Origin of the sequence: Variovorax sp. dw_954 (assembly GCF_018449755.1) — a bacterium.
Taxonomy (GTDB): Bacteria; Pseudomonadota; Gammaproteobacteria; order Burkholderiales; family Burkholderiaceae_C; genus Variovorax.
Window position 1 is genome coordinate 54,139 of record NZ_JAAVVD010000021.1, and the last position, 26,787, is coordinate 80,925.

The following is a 26,787-nucleotide window of genomic DNA, read 5'->3' on the forward strand; positions in this document are numbered from 1 at the left end:
GGCCGTATTGCCGATCGACGATAGCGCGGGATGCCCACCACGCGATGCGCGCTTCGCGATCCTGGTTGGCCATGTTGTCCGGCAGTCGCTGGTTCATTGGGAAACGGAGCACGCCATGGAGAGTCGTTGGTGCACGGCCTGTGGAAACCTGTTCGTGCCGAGAGCCCAGGCACCGCGCCAGTCGTACTGCGCGCAACCCGATTGCCAGCGCGAACGACGCCGTCTGTGGCAGCAGGCCAAGCGTCGCAGCGACCCGGATTATCTCGACAACCAGTCGCAGGCGCAACGGGCGTGGGCGGGGCGCAATCCCGGCTACTGGCGAGAGTACCGCGCGAGTCATCCGGCCTACGCGGCGCAGAACCGAAGGCAGCAGAAGGTCCGCAACGTCCAGCGCCAGCCACGCAGGATTGCAAGGATGGACGCTTCGGCTTGCGATACGCATACCCTGCCCGATGGGCTGTATGAATTGCGTAGCACGGATGCCGCCGCCGTTGCAAAGATGGGTGTCTGGATGGTGCGGCTCACGGTGGTGGCCCGGCAGTCCGGCGAGTTCGAACGTGCGCCCGAAGATTGCAAAGAGAGGACCTGATCGATGCTGCGCCCCGGAACTGCTACCTTGCCAGCAGATCGCGCACGCCGCGCGCGATTCACCTTCCACTCTCTGAAGGGGCTTGGCGATGGAACACGATCCCGCTGACACGGCCCGGCCCGACGGTTGCGCGCGCCGTTGCGCGGCCGAGTACGTTCGCATGTCGACGGAGCACCAGCAATACTCCACACGCAACCAGTCCGACACCATCAGAGAGTACGCGATGCAGCGCGGCATCGAGATCGTCAGGACCTACGCTGACGAAGGCAAGAGTGGACTCCATATCGACGGCCGGCATGCCTTGCAGCAATTGATCGACGATGTCCAGGCGGGCCCAGTCGCGTTCTCGGTCATTCTGGTCTACGACGTCAGTCGATGGGGGCGTTTTCAGGACGCGGACGAAAGCGCCTACTACGAATATCTGTGCCGGCGGGCGGGCATACAGGTGGCCTATTGCGCCGAGCAATTCGAGAACGACGGGTCTCCTGTCTCCACCATCGTGAAGGGTGTCAAGCGAGCGATGGCCGGCGAGTACAGCCGCGAACTCTCCGCCAAGGTGTTCGCAGGCCAATGCAGGCTGGTCGAACTGGGGTTCCGTCAGGGGGGCCCGGCAGGATATGGCTTGCGCCGCGTGCTGGTGGACCAGGTTGGCGAGGTCAAGGGACTGCTCGAACGCGGCGAGCAGAAAAGCCTGCAGACAGACCGTGTGATCCTTCAGCCAGGTCCCGAGGGTGAAGTCGGCGTCGTGTGCCGGATTTTCGATTGGTTTGTCGACGGCGGGCTGCCCGAGACCGAAATTGCGAGGCGACTCAACCAGCTGTCCATCGCCACGGACCGGGGCCATGCGTGGTCACGCGCGACGGTGCACCAACTGTTGACCAACGAGAAATACATCGGCAACAACGTCTACAACCGCCGGTCCTTCAAGCTCAAGAAGCGCCGTGTAGAGAACAGCCCCGAGCACTGGATCCGCAAGGACAGCGCCTTTGAAGCGATTGTCGATGCCGATGTCTTCTACACCGCACAAGGCATCATTCGTGCACGGGCACTGCGTTTCACGGACGATGAATTGCTCGCTCGGCTTAAGGGGCTCTACGAGCACCGGGGCTTTCTCTCCGGCATCGTGATCGACGAAGCTGAGGACATGCCACCCTCGTCGGCATACGCCCATCGGTTCGGCAGCCTGTTGCGCGCGTACCGATTGATCGGCTATGCGCCCGGCCGGGACTATCGCTACTTGGAGATCAACCGCTTTCTGCGCAAGTTTCATCCCACCATCGTGGCCGACGTCGAGAGCCGCATCATTGCGATGAGCGGGCGGACGTTTCGGGACCCCGCCACCGATTTGCTGGACGTGAACCACGAGTTCAGCGTTTCCGTGGTGCTGGCGCGTTGTTGCGACGCGGGCGGCGCTCGCCGGCGCTGGAAGGTGCGCTTCGACACAAGCCTCCTGCCGGACGTTACCGTGGCAGTCCGCTTGACCCCTGCCAACGACGCCGCCCTTGACTACTACTTGCTGCCTCGGCTTGACTTCGGGCAAGTGCCCATCAGCCTGACCGAACGCAACGCGGTGGAGTTGGAGAGCTACCGCTTTGCAACGCTGGACTATCTGTACGGGATGGCGTCGCAGACCCCGCTTCGGAGATGCGCATGAACGCGGGTGTGCCAGCGCGGGACTTGCGAATGATCCCGCTCGACCGAATCAAAGTCCTGAATGCGCGCGACAGGAACGGACTGGTGTTCGGTGGAATCGTTGACAACATCCAGGCGATTGGCCTGAAGAAGCCCATCACGGTGACACCCCGCGCCGGCGCGGATGGCGCCGAGACCTACCTGCTGGTGTGCGGTGAAGGACGTTTCAAGGCGTTCTGCCAATTGGGTGAGGCTCGCATTCCCGCGCTGGTCGTCACGGTCAGCGACGAGGATGCCTTCATCATGAGCCTGGCCGAGAATATCGCGCGGCGCAAGTACAACCCGCTGGAACTGCTGGCCGGCATCACGGAACTTGACGGCCGCGGGCACAGCGCCAAGGAAATTTCGGCGAAGACCGGTCTTTCGACCCAATACGTCTACGACATTCTCCTGCTGGTCGCGCGCGGCGAGGAGCGCCTTCTGGCAGGAGTCGGACGCGGCCAGATCCCGCTCTCGGCAGCCCTCAAGATCGTCAGCGCGGGCAACGACGACAAGGCCGTGCAGGCGGCGCTTCATGAGGCGTACGAGACGGGTCAATTGCGAGGCCGGCAACTGCTGGACGCGCGCCGCCTGATTCAGCAGCGCCAGCTATTCGGCCCCTCCGTGGTGCGAAGCATGCCGGAGAAGCCCGATGGCGTCACCGCGACCAGCTTGGTGCGGGCCTATCGCAAGGAAGCGCAACGCCAACAGTTGCTGGTCCGCAAGTCCGCGCTGGCGCAGCAGCGGTTGCTGTTCGTGGTCGGCGCCCTGCGCGAGTTGTTCGCGCAAGAACATTTCCGTACCCTGCTTCGCGCAGAAGGGCTTGACTCGCTGCCGCGCTACCTGGACGGACGCGTGTTCGAGCGCGCGGTCGATGATGGGAGCGCCACGTGACAGACGTCGCGCTAGCGTTCCTGCCCAAGCCGATGAGCATCGCCTTGGCGCGCATTCTTCCCTCGCACAAGTTGCCCAGCGGGCTCCTGCAGACCCAGAAATTCAAGCAGATCTGCGCATCGATCCAGGCGATCGGCATGATCGAGCCGCTATCGATCGCGCCTGTCGACCGCAAGACCGGGCAGCACTGTCTGCTGGACGGGCATTTGCGTCTCGAGGCGCTGAGGAGCCTGGGTCACCAGGAGGCTCCCTGTCTAGTCGCCACGAATGACGAAAGCTACACCTACAACAACCGCGTCAATCGGCTCTCGACGGTTCAGGAGCATCTGATGATACGACGTGCAGTCGAGCGGGGTGTTTCGCCTGAACGCCTCGCCCGGTCCCTTTGCGTCGATGTTCGGCAGATCACAAAAAAGATGTCGATGCTCGACGGGATTTGCGAGGAAGCGATCGCGATGATGAAGGACCGCCAGTTCTCGACCGAGGTCTCCAGCGCGCTCCGGAAGATGAAACCAGCGCGGCAGGTCGAATGCATGCAGTTGATGGTGTCAGCCAACAACACGACAATTTCGTATGCGCAAGCGATGCTGGCCGCCACCGCGGCGGACATGCTCGTGCAAGGCAGGCGGCCCGCAAAACGTCGCGGTGCAAGCCAGGAACAGATGGCGTGCATGGAGCGCGAGATGAGCAACTTGCAGGATCAGTACCGCATGGCCGAGAACACCTATGGCGAGGACATCCTGAATCTCGTGGTGGTCAGGGGTTACATCGTCAAGTTGCTGGACAATGCTGCGGTCCGTCGATACCTTGAGAAGCGCGAAGCGCAGGTGCTGGAACAGTTGGCACAGATCGTGCGCATGACATCCATGGAGTTGTAGTGCGGCTTCCCCCGTTGGGCTTTGCGAGTCTGGGGCATCGAGCTGCGTTCGAAATCTCCGATGGCGCTGCTGCACCAGGGGAGCAGCTTCAGCAGGCTGTTGAAACTCGGCGCACTTGGATCGCGCGAGGTGATCGGAGCGAGGTTCTCAGCTTCGCTTCGCGGCTTGTTGATTTTGTCTACTGCTGCTTTGCGCGGTTGCTGCCCCCGCTTCGGGCTTTGTTGGCGCTTCATTGCGCCGCTCCAGACGGCAGTTGAACGGCGGCGATTCAAGGGCAGGTCTTCGACGGGGCTTTTCTTGCCGCGGCACGAAATGTGAGTGTGAATGCTCTGTGACAACTGTGTCGATCGCACGCACCTTGAGCGATCCCCTGGTCGCGCAAGCGCTCGAACCTGGCCGTTCATGAGGACTTGACCGAGGGGTCGCCGGTGAACGGCAAAGCCAAATCGAGCATCAGGCGGAGAAGCGTCCGTGGTGAAGGCAAATGATCGCGTCGGGTACCAGTTTGCCGAGTGCCAGGCAGCCGGCGCGGAAAGCGTCTATCCAACTGGCTTCCGAAACCTGGGATGAGGCCAGCTCGCTCCAAATGTCGTCTCCTGACGATTCCATGAGCACCCACCAGAAACGGCCGAGCTCCTGTTCCTCGACAGACAGCGCAATGTCGCGTAGCCGGTTCAACGTTGGCCTCCACGGTCGGAAATAGCACCATGCATCTTGTTGCAATCTGTCATCGCATCCAACATCGCGCCGGTCGGGAAGTCGGGCGCCGGCCATGAGGAACCGATACCTTACCCAGTACTTTCGAGCGAAACGAGCGTACTACAACAACACGACAATGCCCTCGTCGCCGACGTGTTCGATGTGGCCAGCGATCCTCCCATGGCCGTGGCGGCATTTGCGCGAGACATCATGCTGGCTTCGGCGCGCGATGCAGGTTTGGCCGAAGACTTGAACTACCAGCATTTCCTGTACGGGAGCCGCTCATCGCGCAGACGCTCGTGACGTGCTCGAAATGGAACGACACGCCCTGCCGCGACCTCGACTGCGAGAAGGGCAGCCTGGATTTGCGCAGTGCTTTCAAGCACGATGCCGAGCTGCCGGTCGCAAGCACCGACCCCCTGAGGCCGGGCCACTGGCGCAGCTTTCTAATGACCGTCGACGTAGCGGCGTCCTTGGGTAAGGGTCTTTAGCAGGGCTTGTTCCACACCGTCGAACGATTGAATTTTGTATTGCTGGAATCGCGCGCATCCGTCCGATCCCGAGCGCACAGGTAGCCACTGACACTCCTCTCGCGGTATCAGGTAGTAGTCAAGCGGGTCGGTGTTGCCCACTGCCATTCTCACCACTGCGAGCAAGTCCGGCGCTTCACGCGGGGCCTTCGGTATTCGCCACTGTGGCCTTCCATCGGGCGCCTTGCCGCAACGAACAACCGTCAAGGCCACTGCCAAGCCGTTGCACCTGAAGTTTCCAAGGCTCCGAAGGACTTCGCAACCCGCCGATTCGAGGCTCCTCAGTATCCGATCAGTCACCTTCGCGCCGTACGCACGGAGCCTTCGCTTCAAGTCAATGTAGGCGTAGTCTCGATCCGCCTCCAATCCGGCGAGAGCGTAGGCCTTCGGCAGGCTACCAAATCGCATGCGGTATGTCGCAGCGCACGGCATATCGTCTTGTTCGTCGATGATTGCCACAGAGATGCTCCCGATACGCGCGAACAACTCTCGCAACAAGCGAAGCATGGTCGCGTCATCGCAATGGGAGCGAAACGCCAGCAGCGCCTGGGCGCGCTCAAAGAGGCTTTCCTCTACGATGGGCTTGAACATTCCTTCTCGCCGAATCCATAGAACAGGGGCGTTGCGAGTACTTTTCTGTTTGAGTTTTGCGGTACGTCGGTTGTACAGCGAGCATCCCAAGTACCGTTCGTTGGTCAACACGTTGTGCACGGTTTGTCTTGTCCACTGACGATTGAGATCCGTAGGAACACCCAGTCGGTTCAGCCATTGCGCGATTGCCTCTTCCGAGAGGGTTCGCTCGACATAGGCGGAGAAAATCTGCCGCACGCGGCGCGTTTCTGCAGGCGGCCCGGGAATCAGCACAACGCGATCCCCACGAAGATTCTTCTGCTCTCCAGCCTCCAAGATGCCTTTGGCTTCGCCGTTGGCGCCGACCAAGCGACGGCGCAGTCCATATCCGGGCGGGCCGCCCTGGAAGTACCCCATTTCGGCCAAACGGCATTGCCCCGCATACACCTTGGCAGACAGCACCCGGCTGTACTCTCCATCCATGGACCGCTTGATGTTCTTGATCAGCGTGGCCAAGGGGCTACCATCGTTGTCGAAAGACTCATAGCAGTAGACGACTGGTATTCTGGCCCGTGTACAACGGTACTCGTAGAAGGCGCTCTCGTCGGTGTTCTGAAACCGGCCCCAGCGGCTCACGTCAAAGACAAGAATCACGCGAAAGTTAGCCTGACCGCTCTCGACATCTGCAATCAACTGCAAGAACGCGTCTCGTCCGACGGCATCCAAGCCACTCTTGCCCTCATCAGCGTAGGTCCGGACAACCACCATGCCTCGTTGGTCTGCATAGTTGCGAATTGCAAGGCACTGGTTCGCAATCGAGTACCGTTGGTGATCCGTAGACATTCGCAAATATTGCGCTGCAGGGACCTGCATGAGAGCGTTTGTCAATTGCGTAGGGTGGTGCATGTCGGCCTCCAGCCTGAACCTCGGGAGATTCGCCTCCGACGAGGGCAACATTTGCGCACGGAACCACGATCAGACAGATTCAAGAAGTTGCAACATCATCAACGCCCGGTCGAAGGCATTGCAGTCGCAGTCGGTGGGCGTCCTGGCGGCGAGAGGAACTCGCTCGATAGATGAACGATCAGTTGGGCCTGTAAGGGTACGTGGGCTGTCTATGCAAAATCACCCGGCCCCGCAACCTTCATCGGATCATCCTGGGCGCCGACGATGCAATCCGCAAAATGGCGGATGTCGTTGCGAGCGCAGGCTCGTGGGCGGTCTGGTTGGTGGGCTTGGGCGCACGATCGGCAGGGAAGGCTCTTGGGTGTGTCGTTTCCGGCGAGCGTCCAGTCGACAATTGAGTGCGCCAACTGCCGCGCTCGATCCGCGAAGCGCGGCGAATCAGAAGGAAACGCGCATACCCAGGTCGTAGCCGTACGATTTGTCCGGCACCGGCGCAACGCCTGCGACTGGCTGCGTGTAGTAGCTCGGGCCCCCGACAGTCAGACCGGCGCCGTCCTTGTTGCTCAGGTAGGCGACGGTTGCGTACACGGCCGTGCGCTTGGAAAAGTTGTAGACGTACCCGATCGCGAACTTGTCCGCTTTCGGGTCCGGGTTGAACCCGAATGTGTTCAAGTTGATGTTCTTGTACCGGACCGCGGAATACGAGGCGCGCAGGTCGCCCGTTCCGATAGGTGCTGTCACCCCGATCAGGAAGCCGTCGAATTCCGGCTTGGTGACGCCTAAAGGATTGAAGGTGTTGGTCGCGAGGCTCGTTTCCATCTTGTTGTTCGAGTACTCGCCGAAGAGCTTGACCACGCCGAAGTTGTACGAAGCAGCGACGTTCCATGTCTTGATGGTGGCGGTCGAGCCGACGTAGTAGTTGGATCCGACGGTGCTTTCGCCGTATGACAGCGCCACGTCCACCGGTCCGTTCTTGTAGCCACCGCGGGCCCCGACGTACTTGCCGGCGCGCGCGTTGTCGGGGGTGGCTGCCAGCGCCGGATTGGCGGCGATCGCGGCCACGCCCGGAGGCGTCGTGCCGCCCGGGTCGTACGTGACCTTCTCGTTGAAGGCATACATGGCCTGGCCGTAGAAGCCACCCAGCGCCGGCAAGTGATAGCCGATCGAGTTGTTGGCGCGGGAGTATTGCCCATTCGTCCAGCCACTTCTGACGCTGCCTGGCGAAGTCTGTCCGCTGGCGGTGCTGATCAGGCTTGTCCCGACACCGTTCACGCCGAACGGGTCAAAGAGATTGTCGTTCCAGTACGTCGGCGTGTAGTCGCGGCCCAGGCGCAACTCACCCCAGTCGCCATCGTCGATGCTGACCGTCGAGCGGCGGTTGAACGCGATGAGTCCATTCGACCCAACGCCCGAACCGTCGTCGGAATTGAAACCCGCTTCCAGCCATAAGCTGGCTCCCAGCCCGCCGCCCAGGTCTTCCCTGCCGCGAAAGCCGAACCGGCTGGAGCTGAGGGCGGAGTTGGTCAAAACGGTCTGGCTTGTCGTCACGGAGGTACCGAACGGGCCGTTGGCCTGGTTCCGGTAGCTGCTGATGGAGTTGTCCACCACAGCGAACATGACGATGGAGGACTGAGCCGAGGCTGTGCCGATGCCAGCCAAAGCGGCCACCGGCATCATGAGCACCATGCACATTTTCATCGCGAACTCTCCGACAAACTTGTCAATATGCAAGGCACGGTAGATTTCCGCAATGTCGGCGATGTGACGGTGTTGCGAGGATGCTTCAGAGCGCGAGCCAGGCTGACGGACGGTTGGTGCGCAATTAAGCCGTTCTGATCAAGCGGGTTCCGCGACCCGAGGTCACCAACAGAAATGCGCCCCAGCGTGGGCCAGCGCAAGATGCATCGTCTCGTCGCCTCCAGACTTCACACTCACGTCAGATTGGCAAGCAAGAATGACGACGGACAGCTTGCAGGCGCTGATAGAGGATGCGCAAGTGCCGATATGATTTGCATCCTCGATGCCGCAGGCTGTCGCTTTTCCGCTCCTGCCAGAGCATCCGAACAACGGCTCTTGCCAGGCGATGGCCTGGCGCCGCTTTGTTCGATCTTGATGGCAATACGAGTTGTTTTGTATCGCGGCGCAATTCACCGCGCAGCAAATTGGCCGAGGGCTGTCTTACGCACCTCAATGCGAAACGCTTCTGGAGTCTCCTGCGGGTCACATGCGACGCTGCTGGAGGACATCGCGGCCGGCCACTATCCAGGCAACTAAAGAGTTCACTGAGGAGGTACTTCCCAAGCTCGGCACAGCAAGATGACAGGGAGGGGCCAAGCTCTGGTGCTGCTGCGTTGTCATCGGGAACTGCTCATGTCCGGACGGACGCCGTGATCAGCAGTGTCGTGCACGAATCGGGGGCAATAAATGGCGCGACACTGTTACCGCCACGGCGTCGCGATACGTCTTCGCATCCGATAACCGCCACGGCGCGTTTTTCGCACGCAAGCCCGTCGAACGCCGATTGGTGCTGTGACCCTTTTGCCCTTGCGATCGGCTCATGATCCTGAGCTGGCGTAGTCATCGCCAACAGTCCCTAACCGGCTCGGCCGTCGCCGACTCGATACATAGGCGCTTCGCTTGCAACTGCTACACCTGCACGATCGTCCGGCGTTGGCGTCGATGACGACATGCTCTGGTACGCGCGTCCGCGTTGCATAGCTTCGATGCGCACCGCGTCGTTGCGCACAAGTTAGCCTAAAAACGGCAGTTACCGTCATCCAAAGCTGCGGGAATCCAGCACTGGCGCGGAGCGCGGCTGATTTGGCAGACTCACCCGATGGGTGAAGCCAGACGCAAACGACAAGGGGCCCTCGCGCGGGGCGATGAGCACGTCAACCCGGCGCAGGTGGTTGACACGCTGGGCGGGCGCATGCACGTGCACTGGGACGAAGGTGCGGCGGTCACGCCGCACGGCCAGTTGGTCTTCTTCGCGGAGTTCCTGGCGGCCACGGGCGTGTTCGATCGCTGGGTGTCGGCCTGCCCTCTGGAATACCGTAGTGGCAACGCGCCGGACAAGCGCGACGTCCTGGGCACCCTGATGTTGGGCTTGCTGGCGGGCCATCGCCGGTATGCCCACATCACCGCCTTGCGCGGGGACACCGTTGCCGCGCAGGCCTTGGGCATGAACAAAGTCGTCAGCGAAGACGCGCTGCGCCGGGCGCTGGAGCGCATGGACGAAGCGGCCAGTGCCGCATGGATGCGCCCCGCCTTGATGCACTCCGTGCGCGAGGCACTGGACAAGCCTGGACATCGACGCCAGCATCAAGCCGCTGTATGGCCGCCAGGAGGGCGCCGAGTTGGGCTACAACCCGAGCAAGCCCGCGCGGCCCAGCCACGTGCTGCACACCTTCTGGGTGGGCAACCTGCGTCTGGTGCTGGACGTTCAGGTCAGCTCGGGCAAGCAGCACACCAGCGCCCACGCCAAAGCTGCGTTGGGACGGTTGCTGGATGAGTTGGGCGACAAGCACCCGGCCTTGGTGCGAGGCGATTCGGGCTACGGCAATGAAGCCATCCTGCTGGAGTTGGAGAGCCGCTCGCAGCCCTACCTGCTGCGCCTGAGGCAGACCAAGAACGTGCAGCGCCTGGTGGCGCGCCTGTTCGCCCGCCAGGACTGGAGCCGGCCGGACAACCATGGCTGCCAGATGATCGAAGACCAACTGCAATTGCACGGCTGGAGCAGGAAGCGCCGCGTGGTCATCGTGCGCCAGCGCATCCGCGGCGGTCTCGCGCGCGAGCGGCGCGCGGACGATGGCAGGGGTGGTCAGCAACTGCGCCTGGACCTGGCCAGCCCCAGCGTGCATGAGGGTGGGCGGCTATGGGAGTACGCGGTGATGGTGACCGATGTGGCCTACCCGCTGGAAGCCATCGGGCAACTCTACCGGGACCGTGCCGACTGCGAGAACGGCTTCGACGAGTTGAAGAACCTGTGGGGCATGGGCGGCTTCACCACGCAGGACCTCGGGCGCTGCCAGACCGCGGCACGGGCCTGTGCGCTGGTCTACAACTGGTGGACTGGTACTGCCGGGCGGCCAAACCCAGCGCGCGCATGGAGGCGATCACGAGTCGCCCGCTGATGCTGGCGGCGGTGGGCAAGGCGGCCAGCCATGCGGGGCGAACGACGCTGTATCTGACGCTGCTGCACGGCAAGGCGCACATCCTCAAACCGCTGATCGCCAATATCCGTGCGGCCTTGGCGCATGTCAGGGCAACTGCGGAGCAGTTCAAACGCAGGACCCGTGGGCGGCGATGCTGCGCTACATCAGCCAGCGCATTGCGCCTGCCATCGGCCCCTTCAGACCCCCGAACGGGCTCATAGGGATGGGCACCTGCCGGATTTTGGGTTAGTCGGCCTCGGCCTGCGCCACTGGCGGCGAGGTGACAGGTTGCAGTCGTCGCGCTTGGCGCGCTTGCGGGTTGCACCCTGGGAAGTTGTACTCGCATTCCGCGTCGGACTGGGCCGGCTCCCATTGCGCGAGCAGGCGTCGGCCGAGTTGCGCCATGCACGAAAATCCATCCATGTCAGAAATCAGCGAACTTCCTGACGAGACGCTCTTGGCTCAAGCCCAAGAATGGCGCCGGCGCGCGCTGCACGGCGACAAGCGCGCTCGCGGCTTCGCGCACGCACTTGAGGCCGAAATCCGCCGCCGCTTCGGTACCCCGACATCTTCGATGATGGCGCTCGACACCAGGCCGTTGGACGCCCGCTCCCGCCCCTGGTGGCGGCTCTGGTGACGATCTTGCCGGAAGGTCCGCCATCATCGACCACTGCTCGGCGGCTCCGCAGCGATTGCGGGTGTTCACGGGCCGGCCCCCGGAACTTGACGGCGATGCTCGGGGTGCGGCACCGGCGGACACGCCGCTGTTTGCCGTCTATGGCGCCTTCTGCCTTAGATCGCTTTCTCTGCCGTAAGTGATGGGTGGGCGGGAGCGTCTCTCCAGGAGTTCTGCGACGCTCTGGCTCCTGTAGGCCACGGCAAGACCGAATTGGTGCAGAAGGCGTTCTTCGGTCACCGTCCTGCTCGTTCCGACGTAGAAGCGTCTTGAGCCGGCACCGCGTTCCAACGCATCAACTTCCACGTAGGTCACGAGGCAGGTACCGCTCTTCTCCATTCTGTGGCGGATGCGAACGCCAGGAGTCCCCGTTGGGAACAGCTTGTTTCGTGACTCGATATTCCTCAATGGTGGGTTTGGGCCGTCGTAGATGTCTGCGAGAAAGTCTATGGCGCGCGCGAGTGAAGTCTGCGGCGTGCCGAACGGGAATTCCCGATTCCGGTCGGAGAAGAATCTGGTGCGGCCGCGGTATCGCACTTGCCATCCGCGTGTTCCATCCTTGATTTCGATTCGCACGACATGACGAGGGACCCGCATCGTCGCGCCAGAGCGGGTGACAAAGTCGCGATGGGGAAAGTCTGGAGGCAGTAGCGCTTTCGCTCCCGGTTCGTTCGCCGTCATTGCGAGGCATTGTCGTTGTGCCGCGGATTTTCGCCAAGCGTTCCGGACTGCTTGGAGCGCGGGGCTTTTCATCAGACTCAGAGCTTCTCCGCAATGGAAAGGCTTCGATGATTTGCATCTTGTTACGTGCGCTGGTCCTTGGGTTCAGTCCATAGCCACACTGGACGGCCATTGATCGATCCCGAATTGATGATGCGCATGCTGATCTTGGGCTATTGGAGATAAGCATCAGCGCGAGGCCGACCGGCAGCGCCGCGTGACGCACCGCGTTCGGAATGCCGAGCGCGGGTGACGACTGGCCCCATTCAGCGAAGCAGTTATTCGATTGCCACTGGCAACAGCGTCCCCAGCGTCACCAGTGTCGCCACGCTGTCGAACTTGTCGCGATGCCGTGGCAGTGCGGAGACCAAGGCGCTGATGCGAATGTGTGCCTTCCATGACCTGCGATCGTTGCGCCAAGCACGCCGACCCAATCAGTGCCACTGTTGTGACCTCGTCCGACCAGAAACCGGACGCCAGCAACAGCACAATCTCGCTGGCGGTCAATGACGCGGCGATCGCTGCGATGCCGGCGCACAGGCAATTCAGCAGGCGTGCCGCGCGGCCCGGGACGGGATCGCGCCGCAGCCAGTCGGCGGCTTGCACCGCGTGTTGAATGGGAACCTGGCACGTTGTCTCCGGGCGTTGTCGTTGCAGCGACTGTGCGGGAGGCTCATTGACTTGGGAAGTGCGTTTAATGGTTCGAGGCCATGCGCGTTTTCGCAGGCGCGACTTTTGGTCGTCCCCGCCGCGAAGCGCAACGGCTGGGGCGCCGATCCCGTTGCTGAAGCACGGCGCGCCAGTGGTCGCCTCCGGACGTACTCACGCTGTCTGGCATTGAGCGGTCGCGGGGCCAGCGACAAGTCGGCCGCGAATGGCGGCTCTATGGGGCTGCGGCCTCGGGACTTTCACGAGGCAGCTCGCGCCGCGCCAGAGACGACTTCTCTACTGCTCGTCGCTTGCGCACCATCAGACCTTTCGCGCGATAGAGTCGATACGCGCGCTCGACGTTGATGGCCGGCCATCAAGGCGTAGCCGGCTGAGCAGTGGCGGCGATGCTGGCCTGTGAGTTCCCCAGGCACTCGCGTAGGGCCTTGTTGGCTGGCGTTCGCTCCGATCCGGTCATCAAGCAGGGTACGGCCGCGATGCCGATCAGGGACCTGCGCCGCAAGGGCCGCATCAGCGACGCGCCCTTGCGCGCGGATCGCGGCATATGGCAATCCTGCGAGTCGGCGCGCTGGGTCGCGCGGCCCCTGTGACGGCGGCACCCGCTGACGCCTGGCGACTCAGACCATCAGTTCGATCAAGAACGGCCCAATTCGTCCGAAGCTGGAACGCATCAGCCTTCCCAATTCATCCAGCGTGGTCGCGCGTGCGGCCTCCACCCCCATGCCGTTCGCCAGCTTGACCCAGCTAAGCGGGGGGTTCCCCAGGTCCAGCATGCTCATGGCGGTTTCGCCTGGCGACGCGCCGACGTTCCCGTACTCGCCGATCAGGATGTTGTACTTGCCGTTGTTCAGAATGATGGTAGTCACCGGCAATCGCTCGCGAGCCTGCGTCCACAGTGATTGCAGCGAATACATCGCCGAACCGTCGGCCTGCAGGCTGATGACCCGCCGCCTCTTGCCCGCTCCCAACGCGGCACCTGTGGCCACGGGCATACCATCGCCGATGGCCCCACCGGCCAAGTGCAGCCAGTCGTGCGCCGGTGCTGCATGGGTGGACTTGTAGAAGCCGCGGCCGTAGGAAATGCTTTCGTCGGAAACGATGGCGTTCTCAGGCATCAGGGCCGCTAACGTCTGGGCCAGTCCCTCGGGCGTCGGCGCGCCACTTCCTGCCTCCGGCTGGGGGCCGGGATCTGGCATCGCCACGTCGGGCGCCCTCAGGACCTCGACCAATCCGCGCAAAGCTTCATCCGGGTTCTGATCTGGACGCGATAGCACGTGCAGTTGCGCATCGGGCGCGTGCTGCACGGAGGGCATGTTGGGATACCCGAAGAATCCCACGGGCGGGCGAGCGTTGACCAGGATGATGTGCTTGAAGGGCGCTAGAACCCGGATCGCCGCCTCCATGGCGTAGGGGACGCGCTCGAGCGGCAGATTGCCGCGTCCGCGCGCCAAGTGGCTGGTGACGTAGTCGGCCATTACCTTCGCCCCAGTGGCGCTGGCGATGCGCCAGGCTAGGCGCTGCGATGCGGCCAACACGGCATTGCCGGCCAGCAGCAGGAGCACGTCCCCCTGATGGGCGCGCAGGATGCGGGCAGCGCCATCGATAGCAGCGCCGTCGATGGCCGCAGCTGGCGGCGCCGCAAAGGGCGTGCCGACTTCGCCACCTTCCGACCAGGAGACGTCTGCCGGCAGGATTAGGGTTGCGATCTGGCCGGGATAGCTGCGCGCAGCACGTACCGCCTCTGCCGCATCGCGTCCGAGCTCGGGGGTGCGGGTGCTGGTGCGCACCCAAGCCGACACGGTCTGTGCCATGCCGGCCGTGTCCGCCGTCAGGGGGGCATCGAAGGGGCGGTGGCAAGTTGCCTGGTCGCCCACGATGTTGACAATGCCGCTGCGTGCCCGCCGCGCGTTGTGCAGGTTGCCCATGCCGTTGGCCAGCCCGGGGCCGCAGTGCAGCAGCGTGCAGGCGGGCTTGCGTGTCACCCTGTAGTAGCCGTCGGCCATGCCGGTCACGACGTTCTCCTGCAGTCCCAGCACGCACCTCATGCCGGGCACTTGGTCCAGCGCCGCCACGAAGTGCATCTCGCTGGTGCCGGGGTTGGCGAAACAGGTATCCACGCCCGCGGCCAGCAGGGTCTTCACCAAACTCTTGGCGCCATTCATGTGGTCAGCTCCTTGTCGCTGAATGCACGGCGCACCCAGAGGGCTGCACATTTTCCTGCCCCAGCCGCAGGCCGAATGCTGCATACGCATCGCACAGCGCGCGCTGGCTCTTTGCCGAAGCGTCGCCGGCAAGGTACGCAACGTGCCCGTCCGGCCGCACCAGCAGCGCACCGCTGTCACCGATGGCCTCCAGCGCTAGCCAGCCCGTCAAAAAGCTCGATTTCGCCGGCAAGCGGATTTCGCGGCAGTCGGGAAGCGCACCCGCCACGTCGCTCCAGTCGGCGCAACGGCCGGTGAGCAGCGTGAAGCGCGCCGGATCCAGCAAGTCGAGCGTCGAGCGCTGCGTGCCCGGGCTTTCCTCGAACCACGCATGCGGCAGTCGTGCACCCCTCTCTAGCGAGGGCTCGTAGCGCAGGGGATCGGCGGGCCCATGGACTGGCGGTCCGTAGCTGAAGCCGAGTTGCAGTCCCTCGCTGAGAAAGTGCTCCTTGTGCAGTGCCAGCTCCGCCGCCAGAGTGGCGCGCCCTTCGCTCGAAGGCGGCCCATCGGCGAGGACCCCTGTCGCCAGCGCGAACAGGCCCTGGAGCTTCTGCGCATTAGCGAGACTCTGCGCCGTGTTGATCTCCGCCACCGGCCGGCGCTCCGCGCCGTAGCTGTCGAGCAGCACTTCGCCATCGGCCGCGGTCTCGCGCAGGAGCGCCGACAGCTTCCAGGCGAGGTTGTGCGCGTCTTGGATGCCGGTATTGAGGCCGAGGCCGCCTGTCGGCGGAAAGCGGTGTGCTGCGTCGCCCACCAGGAAGCAGCGACCTGCGCGGTATTCTTGCGCGACCTGCGCGGACATCATCCAGGGCAGCACATGCCTGATGCGGATGTCCACGTCGTCGCGGCCGATGGCCCGCCGGATCATTGCTAGGCAGCGCTCGTCCGGGAAATCCGCGCTGTCGAACTGTTCGGCCGCAAGCCGCGGAGAGTAGACCCAGGTACGGGCGGGATCGTAGGCAATGAACGTCCCGGGTGCATCGGGACCGAGAATCCAGTACAGAACGCCTTCCCGATCGCCGATGATCGGCCGGAGGTCGGCCTCGAAATGAATGGTGATGCGCGCCCGCACGGACGCAATCCCACCCATCGGAATTCCGAGGCGCTCGCGCACCGAGCTGCCCGCGCCGTCGGCTGCGACAAGGTAGGTGCCGCGCTCGACGTAGCTCTCCCCCGCCGATTCGAACTGGGCGACTACAACACCCGACTCCTCGCGGCAGTCGACGAAGGTGTGGCCGTGGCGCAGGTCGATCAGGGGCATGGCCGCGGCATGCGCTTGGAGCACGCGCTCGAAGTCCGGCTGCGCGATGTTCAGCAGAGGCGTCGGGCTGGCCCCGGCAGGCGACAGGGCCGTCTCGCTGTCCAGCGGAAGGCTGCCGAGCAAGGGCCCGGCCAGCGTGCGCATGAACAAGGCATGATGGCTGCGGGGTCCGTGGCCCGACGCGCCGCGCAGCGCGTCGACGTCGATCGCAAGCGCGCGACAGATCTCCAGGGTGCGCGGATTGAAAACATGGGCCTTGGGCGCACTCGACTCACGCGGCGTGCGCTTTTCGAACACGACGGACCGGTGGCCCTGGCGCGCAAGCAGGAGGGCCATCATGAGGCCAACCGGGCCGCCGCCTACGATGAGCACGGGATGGACTGATGGGCCCTGTGGCTGCCCGGCTGTTGGGTTCATGAAAATTCTTTCTTCAATGGGTCTGCGTTGGCAGACAGCCGCGCGCTCCCCGGGTCTGCGGCCCCAGGGACAGCGGTACGGCTGCGACAGCTGCGTCCAGTCGTCGGCGACGCTAGCGGGACGGCGCTGAACGGGGACCCACGTTCGGACGGCGCTTCAGGTCCGCCTCCGGCTCGCCTGCCAGATAGCGAGAAAGCAGGGCTTCTGGCTCGAAGTTCGCCCCGATCGGGTTTTCCTCGAACTCGGGCGATGACAGCCAGGCCGTCGCTTCCTCCATGTCCGCGAAATTGTCGATCTGCAGCTCGACTCGGTTGCCGTCGGGGTCGGTGTAATAGATGGACGTTGTCGGGCCATGGTTGAGTGAATGGTGCGGCATGATGCCAGCGTCGCGCAGACGCACGAAGGTGCGCAGCAGGTCGCCAAGGCTGCTGTAGGTGAAGGCCACATGGTGCAAGCCCGAAGCGGCAGGCGCGGGGCCCGACAGCGACGGGATCTCGATCACCGCCACTCGATGGTGCTCGTCGTCGAAAGACAGAAAGCCGATGAAGTGGTTGTCGAATACGGTTCGCGCGAGCAGGACCGTCGCGTACCAGTCCATCATGGCCTTCTTGTCCCTGCTCTTGAAGACAAGGTGCGCCAGCTTCTCGGGCGGACGGTCTTGCTCGGGCAGGGTACGCATCGCATGACTTGGGTTCATTTCTCACCTTCCTGTCTTAATCCTTGGACGTCGCCTACCTGGCCGCCAGACGCGTCCGCCGCTACCGTGTTGCGCAGCGCACCGACGCCATCTACCGTCACCTCCACCACGTCACCGGCCTTTAGCCACAGCGCGGGCTCGCGCGACACTCCGACCCCAGCCGGTGTGCCCGTGGCGATGATGTCCCCGGTGCGAAGCTCTGTGAACGTAGACAGGTAGTGGACGATGCGCGGAATCGAGTAAATCAGCTTGTCGGTCGAAGAGGATTGCATCTCGCGCCCATTCACTGTCGTGCGGATGCGCATCGCGGCCACATCCGAGATTTTTTCGCTGGTCACGATCCAGGGCCCGCAGGCCCCGCTGGCGTGGAAGTTCTTTCCTGCCGTCAGCGACTGCTTCTGGACATCCCTGACGCTGCCGTCCATGAAGACCGTGAAGCCTCCCACGTGGTCCCAGGCATCGGCCAGCGCGATGTGGCGGCCCGGTTTTCCGATGACGAACGCCACCTCGCCTTCGAAATCGTATGCCGTCGACGAGGACGGCATGGCGAGCGGGTACCCGTGTCCGACCACGCTGCGGGCAAGCCGCAGGAACACTGAGGGAAAAGGCGGCATGTCACGCTCGACCTCTTCCACATGTTCCTTGTAGTTGAGCCCGATGCAGAACAGCGCGGCGTCCTCGACAAAGGGCACCTCCAGCGCCGCGCCGGACAGCTCGGACGACATTGCGGCGGCATCCGTCCAGCCGCCGGGGGCGCCCGTGTGACGCAAGGCGTCGATGACGTCCTGCTGCGACAAGATGCGCAGCCCCTCGTGTCCCGCAGCAACCCAGCGAACCTCCGCGCCGTGTCGAATTCTGGCAAGTTTCATGTTGCGATCTGTTTCAGCATACGATCAGTCCATGGTCATCTTGACCTTCGACTCCCGCACGATGGGCCCGACCACGGCGCGGTCCTTGCGCACGAACTCCGCGAAATCCTCCGGGCTTCCGACCATCGGGTCTATGGTCTGCGGATCCATGACACTGGTCTTGAAGGCCGGATCCTGCATGGCCTGATTCACGAGGCCATTGATCTTGCGCACGACGTCTTGCGGCGTGCCGCGCGGGGCGAAAAGGCCGAGCCAGGTCGTGATGTACTGGGGAAAGCCCTGCTCGGCCAGGGTGGGCACATTCGGCAGCAAGGGGCTGCGCTTGGGGCCGAGGATCGCCAGCGGCTTGACACGGCCAGCCTCGATCAGGGGAATGGCTGGACCGATGCCAAACAGCGTGACATCCACCTCGCCGGCGATGGTGGCCTGCAAGGCCGGACCGCCGCCCTTGTACGGCACGGAAAGGAAGCCCGCGCCGCCCGAGTTGGACAGCCATTCCGCATACACGTGCACGAAGCTGCCGACGCCGAATGTCGCCCACTTCACCGACCCCGGCTTCGCCCTGCCAAGTTCCATCAGTTCGACCATCGAGTTGGCACGCACGGAAGGATGCGCCAGGACGATGCCGGAAATGATGCCAAGGTTCGCGACCGGCACCAGGTCGCGCTCGGCGTCATAAGGCAGCTTGTCATAGAGAAGCGGATTCATGATGACCGGATCGCTGTTGGTGAGAAGCAGCGTGTACCCGTCTGCGGGCGACTTCGCGAAGTACGAAGTACCAATGATCCCCGTGGCGCCGGGCCGGTTCTCGACAACGACTGCCTGGCCCAGCCGCGGCCGCAGGAACTCGCCGAGCCCCCGCGCGATCGCATCGGTCGCAGCGCCTGGCGGACCCGGAACGATGATGTGGACTGGCTTGTCGGGGAACGTGGTGCCTTGCGCCAGTGCGGCCTGCGCCACCGCCAGTGCGGCGGCGCACAATAGGCGACTGAGCCGCAATAGTCTCTGCTTCACGATTGTCTCCTTATCTTTCAAATTATTCGAACCTCAGTGATCGAAGTGCAGGCAAGCACGTCGTTCAGTGAACGGGGACTCGCCACTGCGCAGCCCGGGTCGCCCTTCCTTGGTAGGAACCCGCTTCAATCCGTGCTCAACGCTTTCTACGCAAGGCTGCTGGCCGCTGGCAAGCCCAAAAAGGTCGCTTTCCTGGCCTGCATGCACAAGCTGCTGATCGTCCTGATCGCGATCGCTTGCACCAGGATGCCTTGGAGCAATGAGATTGCGGGGATCGCCTGAGTTCGTCATTCAAGATGGCTGCTTGGCTTGTTTCCTTGTGGAAAAGGATGCGCTTTTGCCTTCCCGCGTCCTCAGCGTCAGGACTGCCCGGCCAGTACCAGCACCGCACGGCGGTGCTGGATTCGCCAGCCGTCGGTGGTCCGCCTGAATTCGTCCTCGAATCGGCCAACCATCTCCGGTGCGGCGAGGCTCAGTGGCAACGCAGGCGCAGCCGGGTCGGCGCACTGGATGCGATAGAGGAGGAAAGGCGTCACGCCACGCGCTGACGTCTCATCAATCACCTCGATGTGTGATTGAAAGCACAGGTGTTGGGTGTACAGGTCTGGCGGGCGCCGCGACTGGGCTGCACGGATCTCCTCACGCCCCGCCAAGGTGGCGCCGCGGCGTTCGAACCGACCGTCCTGCGCGAACAGTTCGGCCACCGCGTCACCGCATCGCGCGTCCACAAGGACCGCAAACGCCGCGACAAGCTGCTGGCAATGGCTAACGATCGCGCTTTTCGACTGCTGCATATGTCTCCTCTGCTCACCACGCATTTCAGGATCGCATGTCTGTCGATGCGCCGCGTGGCCAGTCCAAGGTTAGTGGGAGGGGTATATTCCGCAAAATACCAATATCCGATACTGCCATCACTATTTGATATGCCGCTTCCGCTTCGTGACCTAATGCGCATCCTAGCCATCGCGGAGCATGGAAGCGTGAGCCAGGCAGCGCGCGCGCTGCACATCGCGCAACCGGCGCTGTCGAAGACATTGCAGGGATCGGAGGCCTACCTGGGCGCTGCCCTGTTCGTTCGCGCGAACAGCGGGGTGCAACTGACGGCAGCCGGTGGCGCGCTGATCGAGCACGCGCGTGCCATTCGCGGGGAGTTGGAGCGTGCCGATAAGAGCATGAAGTTGCTGCGCGAAGGCCAACGGCGCCGGGTAACGATCGGCATCGCAGAAGTGCCGCCGCTGGTGCCCACGGCCCAGGCCTTGCTGAAAACCCAAGAGGCATTCCCGGAACTGACGATTCGCGTCGAGGTCGCGTCCTTTCAGGGCATGGTGGACCAGCTTCTCAGCGCGCAGATCGACTTCATCTTCGGAGCGCTTCCGGATCAGCCGCCCAGACCAACGATCGTTGAAAAAACGGTTTACATTGAGGAGGCCATCATCGCATGCAGCGCCCGCAGTCCATTGTTTTCGGCGAAGCAAGTGCGCTCGTCCGCGCTGACCGACGCGCGCTGGATCATTGGCCCGGAAGGGCAGGCCTCCCGGCACCTCCTACAAGACTTCCTTCGCCTCCGTGATTTGGCCGTGCCACACGTCGTCCTCGAGACCGAGAGCGTTCCGCTGCGGCGCCAGATGGTCCTGGAGTCCGATCTCCTATCGGTCTTCTATCGGGCGCAGGTGCAGACCTGGCTGAAGTCGAAAGAGTTGCGTGCCCTGCCGCTCGAGTGGCCACGCAAGCGCCGAGTCGGCACCTTGCGCCCAAGTGCGTCGCCGACCAGGGTGCATGACGTCTTCGTGGAGGAGTTGCATATCGTCTGCAGACGGGACGGGTTGACGACCTGACGTGCAGCGATCGTTGACCGGTGATCGCTCGGAAACCGGCGCCCGAACGTCGGGGGCACGGTCAATCCTCGTCTCACCCCGTGCGCGCCCTCTTTCACGACGCCGGGGCACGACAAGCAAGCGAAGCTGATGGCTGGATCCGGCTGCGAAGTCGCCGGTCGGTTCGCTGCCCCCTAAGCAAGCTCCCTCAAGTTGACGGAGTACGTGTCGATCGGAATCTGGCTGCGGCCTGCTTGGTAGCCAGTGCCGCCGTCACCCAGGCGATGACCACGACTAGGTCAGGCGTTCTTCACAGTCGTTCAAGCATTTCTTGAACCTGACCTGACACTTCCGAGCGGGACGTGCGCCTTATTCGATCACGATGTTAGCCTGCGCGAGGACCGACTGCGGCAGCGAGAGGCCGAGCTCGCGTGCCGTGCCCAGATTGAGGGCGAGATCGAACCGAGAACGCCGCCCTACGGGTAGATCGGCGGCTTTTTCTCCCCTGAGAATTCGCGCGACGAATGTGGCCGAGTATTTGCAGTGCGCAGCCAAATCGGTGCCGCAGCTCATCAACATACTTGACCGCGCGGTTAGTCGGCGGACTTGCCAGCCTTGACCAAGAACCCTTCGGTCCGAAGAGACGGAAGTGGGCGTACTTGGCTCGGTCAAACCGCAGTCCGGCGTCGCGCAGGATGGGCCTACCACGCAGCTCTGCCACATCAATGGTGGTACCAGCCAGGGGAACGATGACCAGGTTGCCGTCAATGCGCTTGGCCTCATTCCAGCCACCGCGGTCGATGGGTGCGCATCCGATGATGGTCTGGGTACCAGGCCCTCCTGTCACTCCAACGAGGAGCGCCGGCGAGGTGTCCGGGTTCGCAATCAATCCAGGAATGCGGGACGCAAGCTGCCAGGCCTCGCGCATCCGATGAGCGATTTGCTGGTCGGTTGGCGGATTTGCCAGGTCGTAGCCAGGCACCACGCCCTCCGTTTCATTGACCGCCGGCTTGTTGTTCACCCGCACGAAGAGGAGCGGCCCATACTCCTGGGCGACCTTGACCAGGTCTTCCGTGCCCACAGGTTGGGTGGTACGCGCTGCCAGTTCCGGTGGAACGCCGAGGGGTCGAAACGCAAAGGCGCCGACTCCAGGGTGGTCGTTGAAGAACTTGTCCTTCAGTGCGCCAGCTGGTTTGCACACAGAAATCAGCGCCGTCTCCACCGCATCCGCCATCTCCTTGGAGCCAAGCGGCCCAATGATTTCAACCTGCGCTTGCCGCTCGTTCTTGGCCAGCCACTCTCGAAACCGCGAGTTGGAGGCGCCCGCCTGATGCGAAACCGCTCGCTCGACGTGCGTGCCCTGGCCCACGTAGACCGGGTTGCCCTGCGCGTCAGATTGCCGCTAGACGCGGCAGCCGTTGTTCTCAACCGTGATTCGAAGCGACGCCATCATGCCCTTGGCCGGTGCGGCGCCCCCTGAGAACTGTGAAGCCAATGACTTTTCTATCAGCTACAAGCCCAATGTGCTGGCGGCAGGCATCTCGCGATGCCGACGGACAGTAGAAGGGCCGACATCACCTCGGGTTACGACGTCAGCATCGTACGCGTAACGATAGCCGACTCAAGGCCCAAGGGCCAAGACCAAGCAGAATCTGTAGGGCACGGTCGAACCAAGCGGCCGTTGCAAGCAACTAGACAGTGTTCCCTCGTAGTCCGGCGTCGCCTGCGTCCCCGCGCGCCCGCTTTTCCGAGGCGGTTACTTCGGCAAAGGCACGAAGCCGCCAGCTGTTGGCGCTGGTGTAAATCCGCGTCTATTCGCTGGCGAGGGCTCGGTTTTCTGCGATCAGTGACCGAACAACATTCGAGTGATGAAGTGGCGATGGGCCCGTAGGGGCCATCGTTGTGTCGAGCCTTGCGGCCGCAAGATCAGAACGGCGCGTCGTGGTCGAAGTCCGGCGGTGCGCTGTTGGGAACAAGCTGATCGCGCAGGCCTGCTGGGCCTGCGGCCCGTAGACCGCCCAGACGGCCTCACGTACGGCGTGCAGGCTCTCGAGCACCGCCAGCGCCTGCTCGGGCGACCAGTGGCTCGGCACCATGAACAACGGCGACGGTAGGGTCGAGCGTCGCGTCATTACGGGGCCTTGCTCGCGCGCGGCGACGGCTTGCGTGCAGCGCGCTCGGCCTTGCGCGCCGCCTCCCGTTCGTCGGCCTCCTTCTGGCGATAGGATTTGCCATCGATGCGCAAGACCTCGGCGCGATGCATCAGCCGGTCGATCAACGAGACGACACAGGCTGCATTGGGGAACACCTCGGCCCATTCTGCGAACGGTTTGTTCGTGGTGGCCACCGTGCGCTCTTGTGTTGGTAGCGCCGGCTGATCAGCTCGAACAGCAGATCGGCATGGCGGTTCGAGTACGACAGGTAGCCGACCTCATCGATCATGAGCAGGTCGGAGCGGCGCAGTGGCGAAGCCGCCGGCGCAAGGCCGAGTCGCTGACCAGCGACGCCAGCTCGCGCAGCAGTAGAGCCGCCGTGATAGTACTGTAGTTAGAAAATTCGCCAGTTCTTCCGACCACCATTTCGCGAAGCGCACCGTGCCATGCCCGCAGGTGTTGGCGCTCGACGGCACGACGAAAAGCCGTGCGTTCGGCAGATGGCCGATGGCGCGCTCCAAGGTTCCGGTTTCCTGCGGATTGCGCTCGTCGTCGGCGGACACGACAGTCAGCACGGGCGCCCGAAGTCCATCGAGACCGGGCGACGGATCGTAGTCGCGTGCGGCCTCGTACTGGTAGAGCAGGTCGTTGGCGTCCGTGTCGAGGCGTCGCGCCCGCAAGACAGCCAGCCACCGGTCGGCAGCCTCGCGGTCGGGCGCGGCCTCTACGATGGCCAGCGTGCCGCCATTGATGCCACATTGAAGGCTTCCCCCCCGGCGCGGGCTGCGGGCGGCTGCTCGGTGTACTGCCCCTCCTGCCATTGCGGATCATTCCGGATGGCATCGATTCATCACGCGCCGCATCAACCAGTTGCGGCCCAACATCGGCGCGGGCTGCGACCAGAGCGCAATGAGCGTGTCCATAACATCCGGATGGCGCACCCCCCACAGCCACGCGTGCATGCCGCCCATGGACGCCCTAGCACTACGCGCAGCTTGTGCAGGCCGAGGCCTTCGGTCACCAGCCGGTGCTGTGCGTCGACCATGTCCTCGTCGCCATAGCGCGGAAAGCCGGTGCCCAGCCCGTCCGAGGACTTGATGCTGCGGCCATGACCGATGGCATCCGCCGACACGATGAAATGCGTGGCTGCATCCAGCGGCTGGCCGGCTCCGAAGAGCTGGCCACCGAACTCCGGCGACAGCATGCCGCGGCCTGTGCCGTGCAGCACGAGCACCGGAGCGCCTGCGGGATTGCCAAGCACCGTGTAGCTGAGCCGCAGTTCCGGCAAGGTCTCGCCGCTGCGAAAACTCACGTCCCGCGCGATGAACATCCGTTCCGCCGGCGTACGCCAGGCCGCCTCTGTGGCCGACGGCGAGGTCTTCATGGCAACGACGGCGCGGCCAGGAGTCCTTCGGCCTCCAGGTCAAAGTTCAACTCAAGCTTCAGGCCCAGCGGATCCTCGAGGAAGACCTGGTGCAGGTGCGTCCCCTTCAACGGCGACTCATCGAAATGGATGCCCGCGGAATGAAGCGACTCGCGGGTCAACAGGAGCCCGTGTGCCACCAGCGCGATGTGGTCGAGTCCGCCGCCGCCACGCGCCGGCGTTTCCTTCAGCAATGCATTCAGGTGCACGAGGGCATGGCCGCGGGCGTAGAGCCAGTAACCCGGGTACCGCAGGTTCGGCCGATAGCCCTGCGTCAAGCCGAGTGTGCGGGTATAGAACGCGAGCAGCACCGGAAGGTCGGCGGGTGCGCAGCCCACCGTGAAGTGATGGAGTGTCGAAACGTTGGCGATCATGCGGTGCTTCCCTGCGTGGCACGGCATAACACCGTGTCCATCGCGTTGCCAAGAACTCCAGCCGCGTATTTTGCGCCGCCTCGCGAACGCCAGGCCACGTGGCCGTCCGGCCGTACCAGCACCGCACCGTCTGCGTCGATGCCGTAGGCCTGCAGCCAGTCGACGCCGTCCTTCTGGCGTTCGTCGCCGATGACCACGCATTCGATGCGCGGCGGCGACAGCCCTGCCGCCGCATCGCGCCACGCCATACCCCGGGGCGCCGTCAGGAGCACAAACCCGCGACCCAGGTAGTCGAGCGTGGACTGGGTGTGTTCGTCCGGTGCGAGTGCCACATGCGGCGCGCGGCAACCCGGCGTTGCACTGGGCGCGTACTGCAGCACCGGGTCTTCGACATGGTGTTCGGTTCCGTCAGACATCACGGCCCCGGCGGCGTAGTTGGCACCGAAGATCAGTCCGACCTCGTTGAGGAATTCCTTGCGAGGCAGGACAGCCTTCTCTTGGCGAGCCGTGCGACCCATCGACAGTGCATTCAGGAGGCTCGTCTGCGTCACCGCCTGCCCGACGCGCCGCCGCTCGGTGTCATAGGTGTCCAGCAAGGCGTCGCCAGCTTCGCCGTTGACGACAGCCGCCAGTTTCCACGCCAGGTTCTGGGCGTCCTGTACGCCGGTGTTCAGGCCGAAGCCGCCGGTCGGTGGCATCTCGTGCGCCGCGTCGCCGGCAAGCAGCACAAGCCCTGCGCGGTAGCGCTGGGCGACCAACGCCGAGGCCTTCCATGCGCCGACGCCAAGCACATCGACCGCGATGTCGCCGGCGCCCACGGCCCGGCGAATGATCTCGACGCAAAAGTCGGGAGTGAACTGCTCGGGCGTATAGCCGTAGTGCGCCAGCGAGGTGACGAGGAAGCCCCAACGATCGGTGCCGTTGATGGTCATGAAAGTGCCGCGCAGTTCCGGCTGCTCGATGAGGTACAGCCCGGCGGGCCGCTCGGTCACCCAGGGCGTAAGATCGACCCGGCAATGGATGTTGACGCTGTCGTACACGTCGCGCTCGCCGTCGCGCTCGATGCCCAGTTCTCGCCGGATGCGGCTCTGCGACCCGTCGGCCGCGATCATGTAACGGGCACGGACGTCTTGTTCCCGTCCTTCGCGGTCGCGGATGCGTGCACGCACGCCATCGCCTTCGACGTGCCACCCGACCAGTTCTGTGCCAAAGCGTATACGTCCCGGGCCATCGGCTTCGGCCCGGTGGCGCAGCACCGGCTCCAGCACGTCCTGCGAGCAGCCGCAGTTGCCCGTGATCGAGTACGCCTGGCTGGCTGCTCCGCGCGTGGGGACCAGCCGATTGATCTCGCGTCCGGCAAGGCTCTCTGCCCACATCACCATGCCATTGAACCGCGCGGGCATCGCGACGGCGCGAATCGCGTCTTCGAGGCCGATCTGACGGTACATCTCCATGGTGCGGGCATTGAGCGCACGGGCCTTGGGCAGCGTGGCCGTGCTTTCATGGCGCTCGATCAGCAGCGAGTCGACGCCGAAGTGCGACAGATAGACAGAAGCGGTGAGGCCCACAGGGCCGCCACCAATGATCAGGACGGGAATCTCCAGCATG

At 63.7% G+C, this 26,787-nt stretch carries 22 protein-coding genes and 2 pseudogenes; 9 read left to right on the forward strand and 15 right to left on the reverse strand.

What is annotated here, in order from left to right; all coding sequences use genetic code 11:
- The first annotated feature begins 7 nt into the window (after positions 1 to 7).
- The 4 genes from HB681_RS27015 (at position 8) to HB681_RS27030 (ending at position 4,032) form a co-directional block, all read left to right on the forward strand.
- Positions 8 to 589 carry a hypothetical protein gene (locus HB681_RS27015; protein WP_256354568.1) on the forward strand — a complete coding sequence of 194 codons (582 nt, stop codon included), beginning with the start codon at positions 8 to 10 and terminating at the stop codon, positions 587 to 589.
- 88 nt (positions 590 to 677) lie between these two features.
- Positions 678 to 2,243, forward strand: coding sequence for a recombinase family protein (locus HB681_RS27020; protein WP_256354569.1), 1,566 nt, complete (start codon positions 678 to 680; stop codon positions 2,241 to 2,243).
- 29 nt (positions 2,244 to 2,272) lie between these two features.
- Positions 2,273 to 3,154 carry a plasmid partitioning protein RepB C-terminal domain-containing protein gene (locus tag HB681_RS27025; RefSeq protein ID WP_256354570.1) on the forward strand — a complete coding sequence of 294 codons (882 nt, stop codon included), beginning with the start codon at positions 2,273 to 2,275 and terminating at the stop codon, positions 3,152 to 3,154.
- Complete coding sequence (locus HB681_RS27030; RefSeq protein ID WP_213957962.1) at positions 3,151 to 4,032, forward strand: plasmid partitioning protein RepB C-terminal domain-containing protein; 882 nt, start codon at positions 3,151 to 3,153, stop codon at positions 4,030 to 4,032. The genes HB681_RS27025 and HB681_RS27030 overlap by 4 nt, the downstream gene beginning before the upstream one ends.
- A gap of 453 nt (positions 4,033 to 4,485) precedes the next feature.
- Here HB681_RS27030 and HB681_RS27035 read toward each other — a convergent pair whose 3' ends face one another.
- Positions 4,486 to 4,710: a hypothetical protein gene (locus HB681_RS27035; protein ID WP_213957963.1), complete on the reverse strand. Its 225-nt coding sequence runs from the start codon at positions 4,708 to 4,710 to the stop codon at positions 4,486 to 4,488.
- Between the two features lie 36 nt (positions 4,711 to 4,746).
- Here HB681_RS27035 and HB681_RS27040 point away from each other — a divergent pair, with 36 nt between their 5' ends.
- Positions 4,747 to 5,034 (forward strand): hypothetical protein, encoded by a 288-nt coding sequence (locus tag HB681_RS27040; RefSeq protein ID WP_213957964.1) that lies wholly within the window; start codon positions 4,747 to 4,749, stop codon positions 5,032 to 5,034.
- A gap of 143 nt (positions 5,035 to 5,177) precedes the next feature.
- On the opposite strand, the gene HB681_RS27045 is transcribed toward HB681_RS27040, so the two are convergent.
- A complete protein-coding gene (locus tag HB681_RS27045) occupies positions 5,178 to 6,737 on the reverse strand; it encodes a recombinase family protein (RefSeq protein WP_213957965.1) in 1,560 nt (519 codons plus the stop codon).
- A gap of 438 nt (positions 6,738 to 7,175) precedes the next feature.
- A complete protein-coding gene (locus HB681_RS27050) occupies positions 7,176 to 8,435 on the reverse strand; it encodes a porin (protein ID WP_213957966.1) in 1,260 nt (419 codons plus the stop codon).
- A 1,658-nt stretch (positions 8,436 to 10,093) separates the two neighbouring features.
- On the opposite strand from HB681_RS27050, the gene HB681_RS27055 reads away from it, so the two are divergent.
- On the forward strand, positions 10,094 to 10,870 hold the full coding sequence (locus tag HB681_RS27055) for a transposase (protein WP_256354572.1): 777 nt from the start codon (positions 10,094 to 10,096) through the stop codon (positions 10,868 to 10,870).
- 267 nt (positions 10,871 to 11,137) lie between these two features.
- Here the strand turns inward: HB681_RS27055 and HB681_RS27060 are convergent, their stop codons facing one another.
- Positions 11,138 to 11,314, reverse strand: a complete 177-nt coding sequence (locus tag HB681_RS27060) for a hypothetical protein (protein WP_213957967.1) — start codon at positions 11,312 to 11,314, stop codon at positions 11,138 to 11,140.
- Between HB681_RS27060 and HB681_RS27065 the strand changes: the two genes are divergently transcribed.
- The gene (locus HB681_RS27065; RefSeq protein WP_213957968.1) at positions 11,313 to 11,528 is read left to right on the forward strand and encodes a hypothetical protein; all 216 of its coding nucleotides are present in this window, start codon (positions 11,313 to 11,315) and stop codon (positions 11,526 to 11,528) included. The two genes, HB681_RS27060 and HB681_RS27065, sit on opposite strands and share 2 nt — an antisense overlap.
- A 2,045-nt stretch (positions 11,529 to 13,573) precedes the next feature.
- Here HB681_RS27065 and HB681_RS27070 read toward each other — a convergent pair.
- The 5 genes from HB681_RS27070 to HB681_RS27090 form a co-directional block, all read right to left on the reverse strand.
- Positions 13,574 to 15,118 carry an acetolactate synthase large subunit gene (locus tag HB681_RS27070; protein ID WP_213957969.1) on the reverse strand — a complete coding sequence of 515 codons (1,545 nt, stop codon included), beginning with the start codon at positions 15,116 to 15,118 and terminating at the stop codon, positions 13,574 to 13,576.
- 4 nt (positions 15,119 to 15,122) lie between these two features.
- Complete coding sequence (locus tag HB681_RS27075) at positions 15,123 to 16,835, reverse strand: FAD-dependent monooxygenase (RefSeq protein WP_218511086.1); 1,713 nt, start codon at positions 16,833 to 16,835, stop codon at positions 15,123 to 15,125.
- A 112-nt stretch (positions 16,836 to 16,947) separates the two neighbouring features.
- Positions 16,948 to 17,532, reverse strand: a complete 585-nt coding sequence (locus HB681_RS27080) for a VOC family protein (RefSeq protein WP_213957971.1) — start codon at positions 17,530 to 17,532, stop codon at positions 16,948 to 16,950.
- Positions 17,529 to 18,401, reverse strand: a complete 873-nt coding sequence (locus tag HB681_RS27085) for a fumarylacetoacetate hydrolase family protein (protein WP_213957972.1) — start codon at positions 18,399 to 18,401, stop codon at positions 17,529 to 17,531. The genes HB681_RS27080 and HB681_RS27085 overlap by 4 nt, the downstream gene beginning before the upstream one ends.
- Before the next feature lie 24 nt (positions 18,402 to 18,425).
- Positions 18,426 to 19,415: a tripartite tricarboxylate transporter substrate binding protein gene (locus HB681_RS27090; RefSeq protein WP_213957973.1), complete on the reverse strand. Its 990-nt coding sequence runs from the start codon at positions 19,413 to 19,415 to the stop codon at positions 18,426 to 18,428.
- Positions 19,416 to 19,521: 106 nt separating this feature from the next.
- Here HB681_RS27090 and HB681_RS27095 point away from each other — a divergent pair.
- Positions 19,522 to 19,697 (forward strand): annotated as a pseudogene (locus HB681_RS27095) (IS110 family transposase); the annotation flags it as partial.
- Positions 19,698 to 19,774: 77 nt separating this feature from the next.
- Here the strand turns inward: HB681_RS27095 and HB681_RS27100 are convergent.
- The gene (locus tag HB681_RS27100; RefSeq protein WP_213957974.1) at positions 19,775 to 20,209 is read right to left on the reverse strand and encodes a nuclear transport factor 2 family protein; all 435 of its coding nucleotides are present in this window, start codon (positions 20,207 to 20,209) and stop codon (positions 19,775 to 19,777) included.
- Positions 20,210 to 20,362: 153 nt separating this feature from the next.
- On the opposite strand from HB681_RS27100, the gene HB681_RS27105 reads away from it, so the two are divergent.
- Complete coding sequence (locus HB681_RS27105) at positions 20,363 to 21,250, forward strand: LysR family transcriptional regulator (RefSeq protein ID WP_213957975.1); 888 nt, start codon at positions 20,363 to 20,365, stop codon at positions 21,248 to 21,250.
- Positions 21,251 to 21,614: 364 nt separating this feature from the next.
- On the opposite strand, the gene HB681_RS38380 is transcribed toward HB681_RS27105, so the two are convergent.
- The 5 genes and pseudogenes from HB681_RS38380 to HB681_RS27130 form a co-directional block, all read right to left on the reverse strand.
- Positions 21,615 to 22,598: a hypothetical protein gene (locus HB681_RS38380; protein ID WP_256354467.1), complete on the reverse strand. Its 984-nt coding sequence runs from the start codon at positions 22,596 to 22,598 to the stop codon at positions 21,615 to 21,617.
- Positions 22,599 to 23,360: 762 nt separating this feature from the next.
- Positions 23,361 to 23,751, reverse strand: a pseudogene (locus HB681_RS38385) (ATP-binding protein); the annotation flags it as partial.
- Positions 23,752 to 24,244: 493 nt separating this feature from the next.
- Complete coding sequence (locus HB681_RS27120) at positions 24,245 to 24,766, reverse strand: hypothetical protein (protein ID WP_213957977.1); 522 nt, start codon at positions 24,764 to 24,766, stop codon at positions 24,245 to 24,247.
- Entirely contained in the window at positions 24,763 to 25,179 is a 417-nt protein-coding gene (locus HB681_RS27125) for a VOC family protein (RefSeq protein ID WP_213957978.1), read from the reverse strand. The genes HB681_RS27120 and HB681_RS27125 overlap by 4 nt, the downstream gene beginning before the upstream one ends.
- Positions 25,176 to 26,786 carry an FAD-dependent monooxygenase gene (locus tag HB681_RS27130; protein ID WP_213957979.1) on the reverse strand — a complete coding sequence of 537 codons (1,611 nt, stop codon included), beginning with the start codon at positions 26,784 to 26,786 and terminating at the stop codon, positions 25,176 to 25,178. The genes HB681_RS27125 and HB681_RS27130 overlap by 4 nt, the downstream gene beginning before the upstream one ends.
- Between the last annotated feature and the right edge of the window lies 1 nt (position 26,787).

Coding starts and splice junctions, on each gene's coding strand:
- HB681_RS27065 (WP_213957968.1), top strand. CDS start 11,313: ATGTCAGAAATCAGCGAACTTCCTGACGAGACGCTCTTGGCTCAAGCC.
- HB681_RS27020 (WP_256354569.1), top strand. CDS start 678: ATGGAACACGATCCCGCTGACACGGCCCGGCCCGACGGTTGCGCGCGC.
- HB681_RS27045 (WP_213957965.1), bottom strand. CDS start 6,737: ATGCACCACCCTACGCAATTGACAAACGCTCTCATGCAGGTCCCTGCA.
- HB681_RS27050 (WP_213957966.1), bottom strand. CDS start 8,435: ATGAAAATGTGCATGGTGCTCATGATGCCGGTGGCCGCTTTGGCTGGC.
- HB681_RS27085 (WP_213957972.1), bottom strand. CDS start 18,401: ATGAAACTTGCCAGAATTCGACACGGCGCGGAGGTTCGCTGGGTTGCT.
- HB681_RS27060 (WP_213957967.1), bottom strand. CDS start 11,314: ATGGATGGATTTTCGTGCATGGCGCAACTCGGCCGACGCCTGCTCGCG.
- HB681_RS27100 (WP_213957974.1), bottom strand. CDS start 20,209: ATGCAGCAGTCGAAAAGCGCGATCGTTAGCCATTGCCAGCAGCTTGTC.
- HB681_RS27130 (WP_213957979.1), bottom strand. CDS start 26,786: ATGCTGGAGATTCCCGTCCTGATCATTGGTGGCGGCCCTGTGGGCCTC.
- HB681_RS27080 (WP_213957971.1), bottom strand. CDS start 17,532: ATGAACCCAAGTCATGCGATGCGTACCCTGCCCGAGCAAGACCGTCCG.
- HB681_RS27125 (WP_213957978.1), bottom strand. CDS start 25,179: ATGATCGCCAACGTTTCGACACTCCATCACTTCACGGTGGGCTGCGCA.
- HB681_RS27070 (WP_213957969.1), bottom strand. CDS start 15,118: ATGAATGGCGCCAAGAGTTTGGTGAAGACCCTGCTGGCCGCGGGCGTG.
- HB681_RS27075 (WP_218511086.1), bottom strand. CDS start 16,835: ATGAACCCAACAGCCGGGCAGCCACAGGGCCCATCAGTCCATCCCGTG.
- HB681_RS27120 (WP_213957977.1), bottom strand. CDS start 24,766: ATGAAGACCTCGCCGTCGGCCACAGAGGCGGCCTGGCGTACGCCGGCG.
- HB681_RS27105 (WP_213957975.1), top strand. CDS start 20,363: ATGCGCATCCTAGCCATCGCGGAGCATGGAAGCGTGAGCCAGGCAGCG.
- HB681_RS27025 (WP_256354570.1), top strand. CDS start 2,273: ATGATCCCGCTCGACCGAATCAAAGTCCTGAATGCGCGCGACAGGAAC.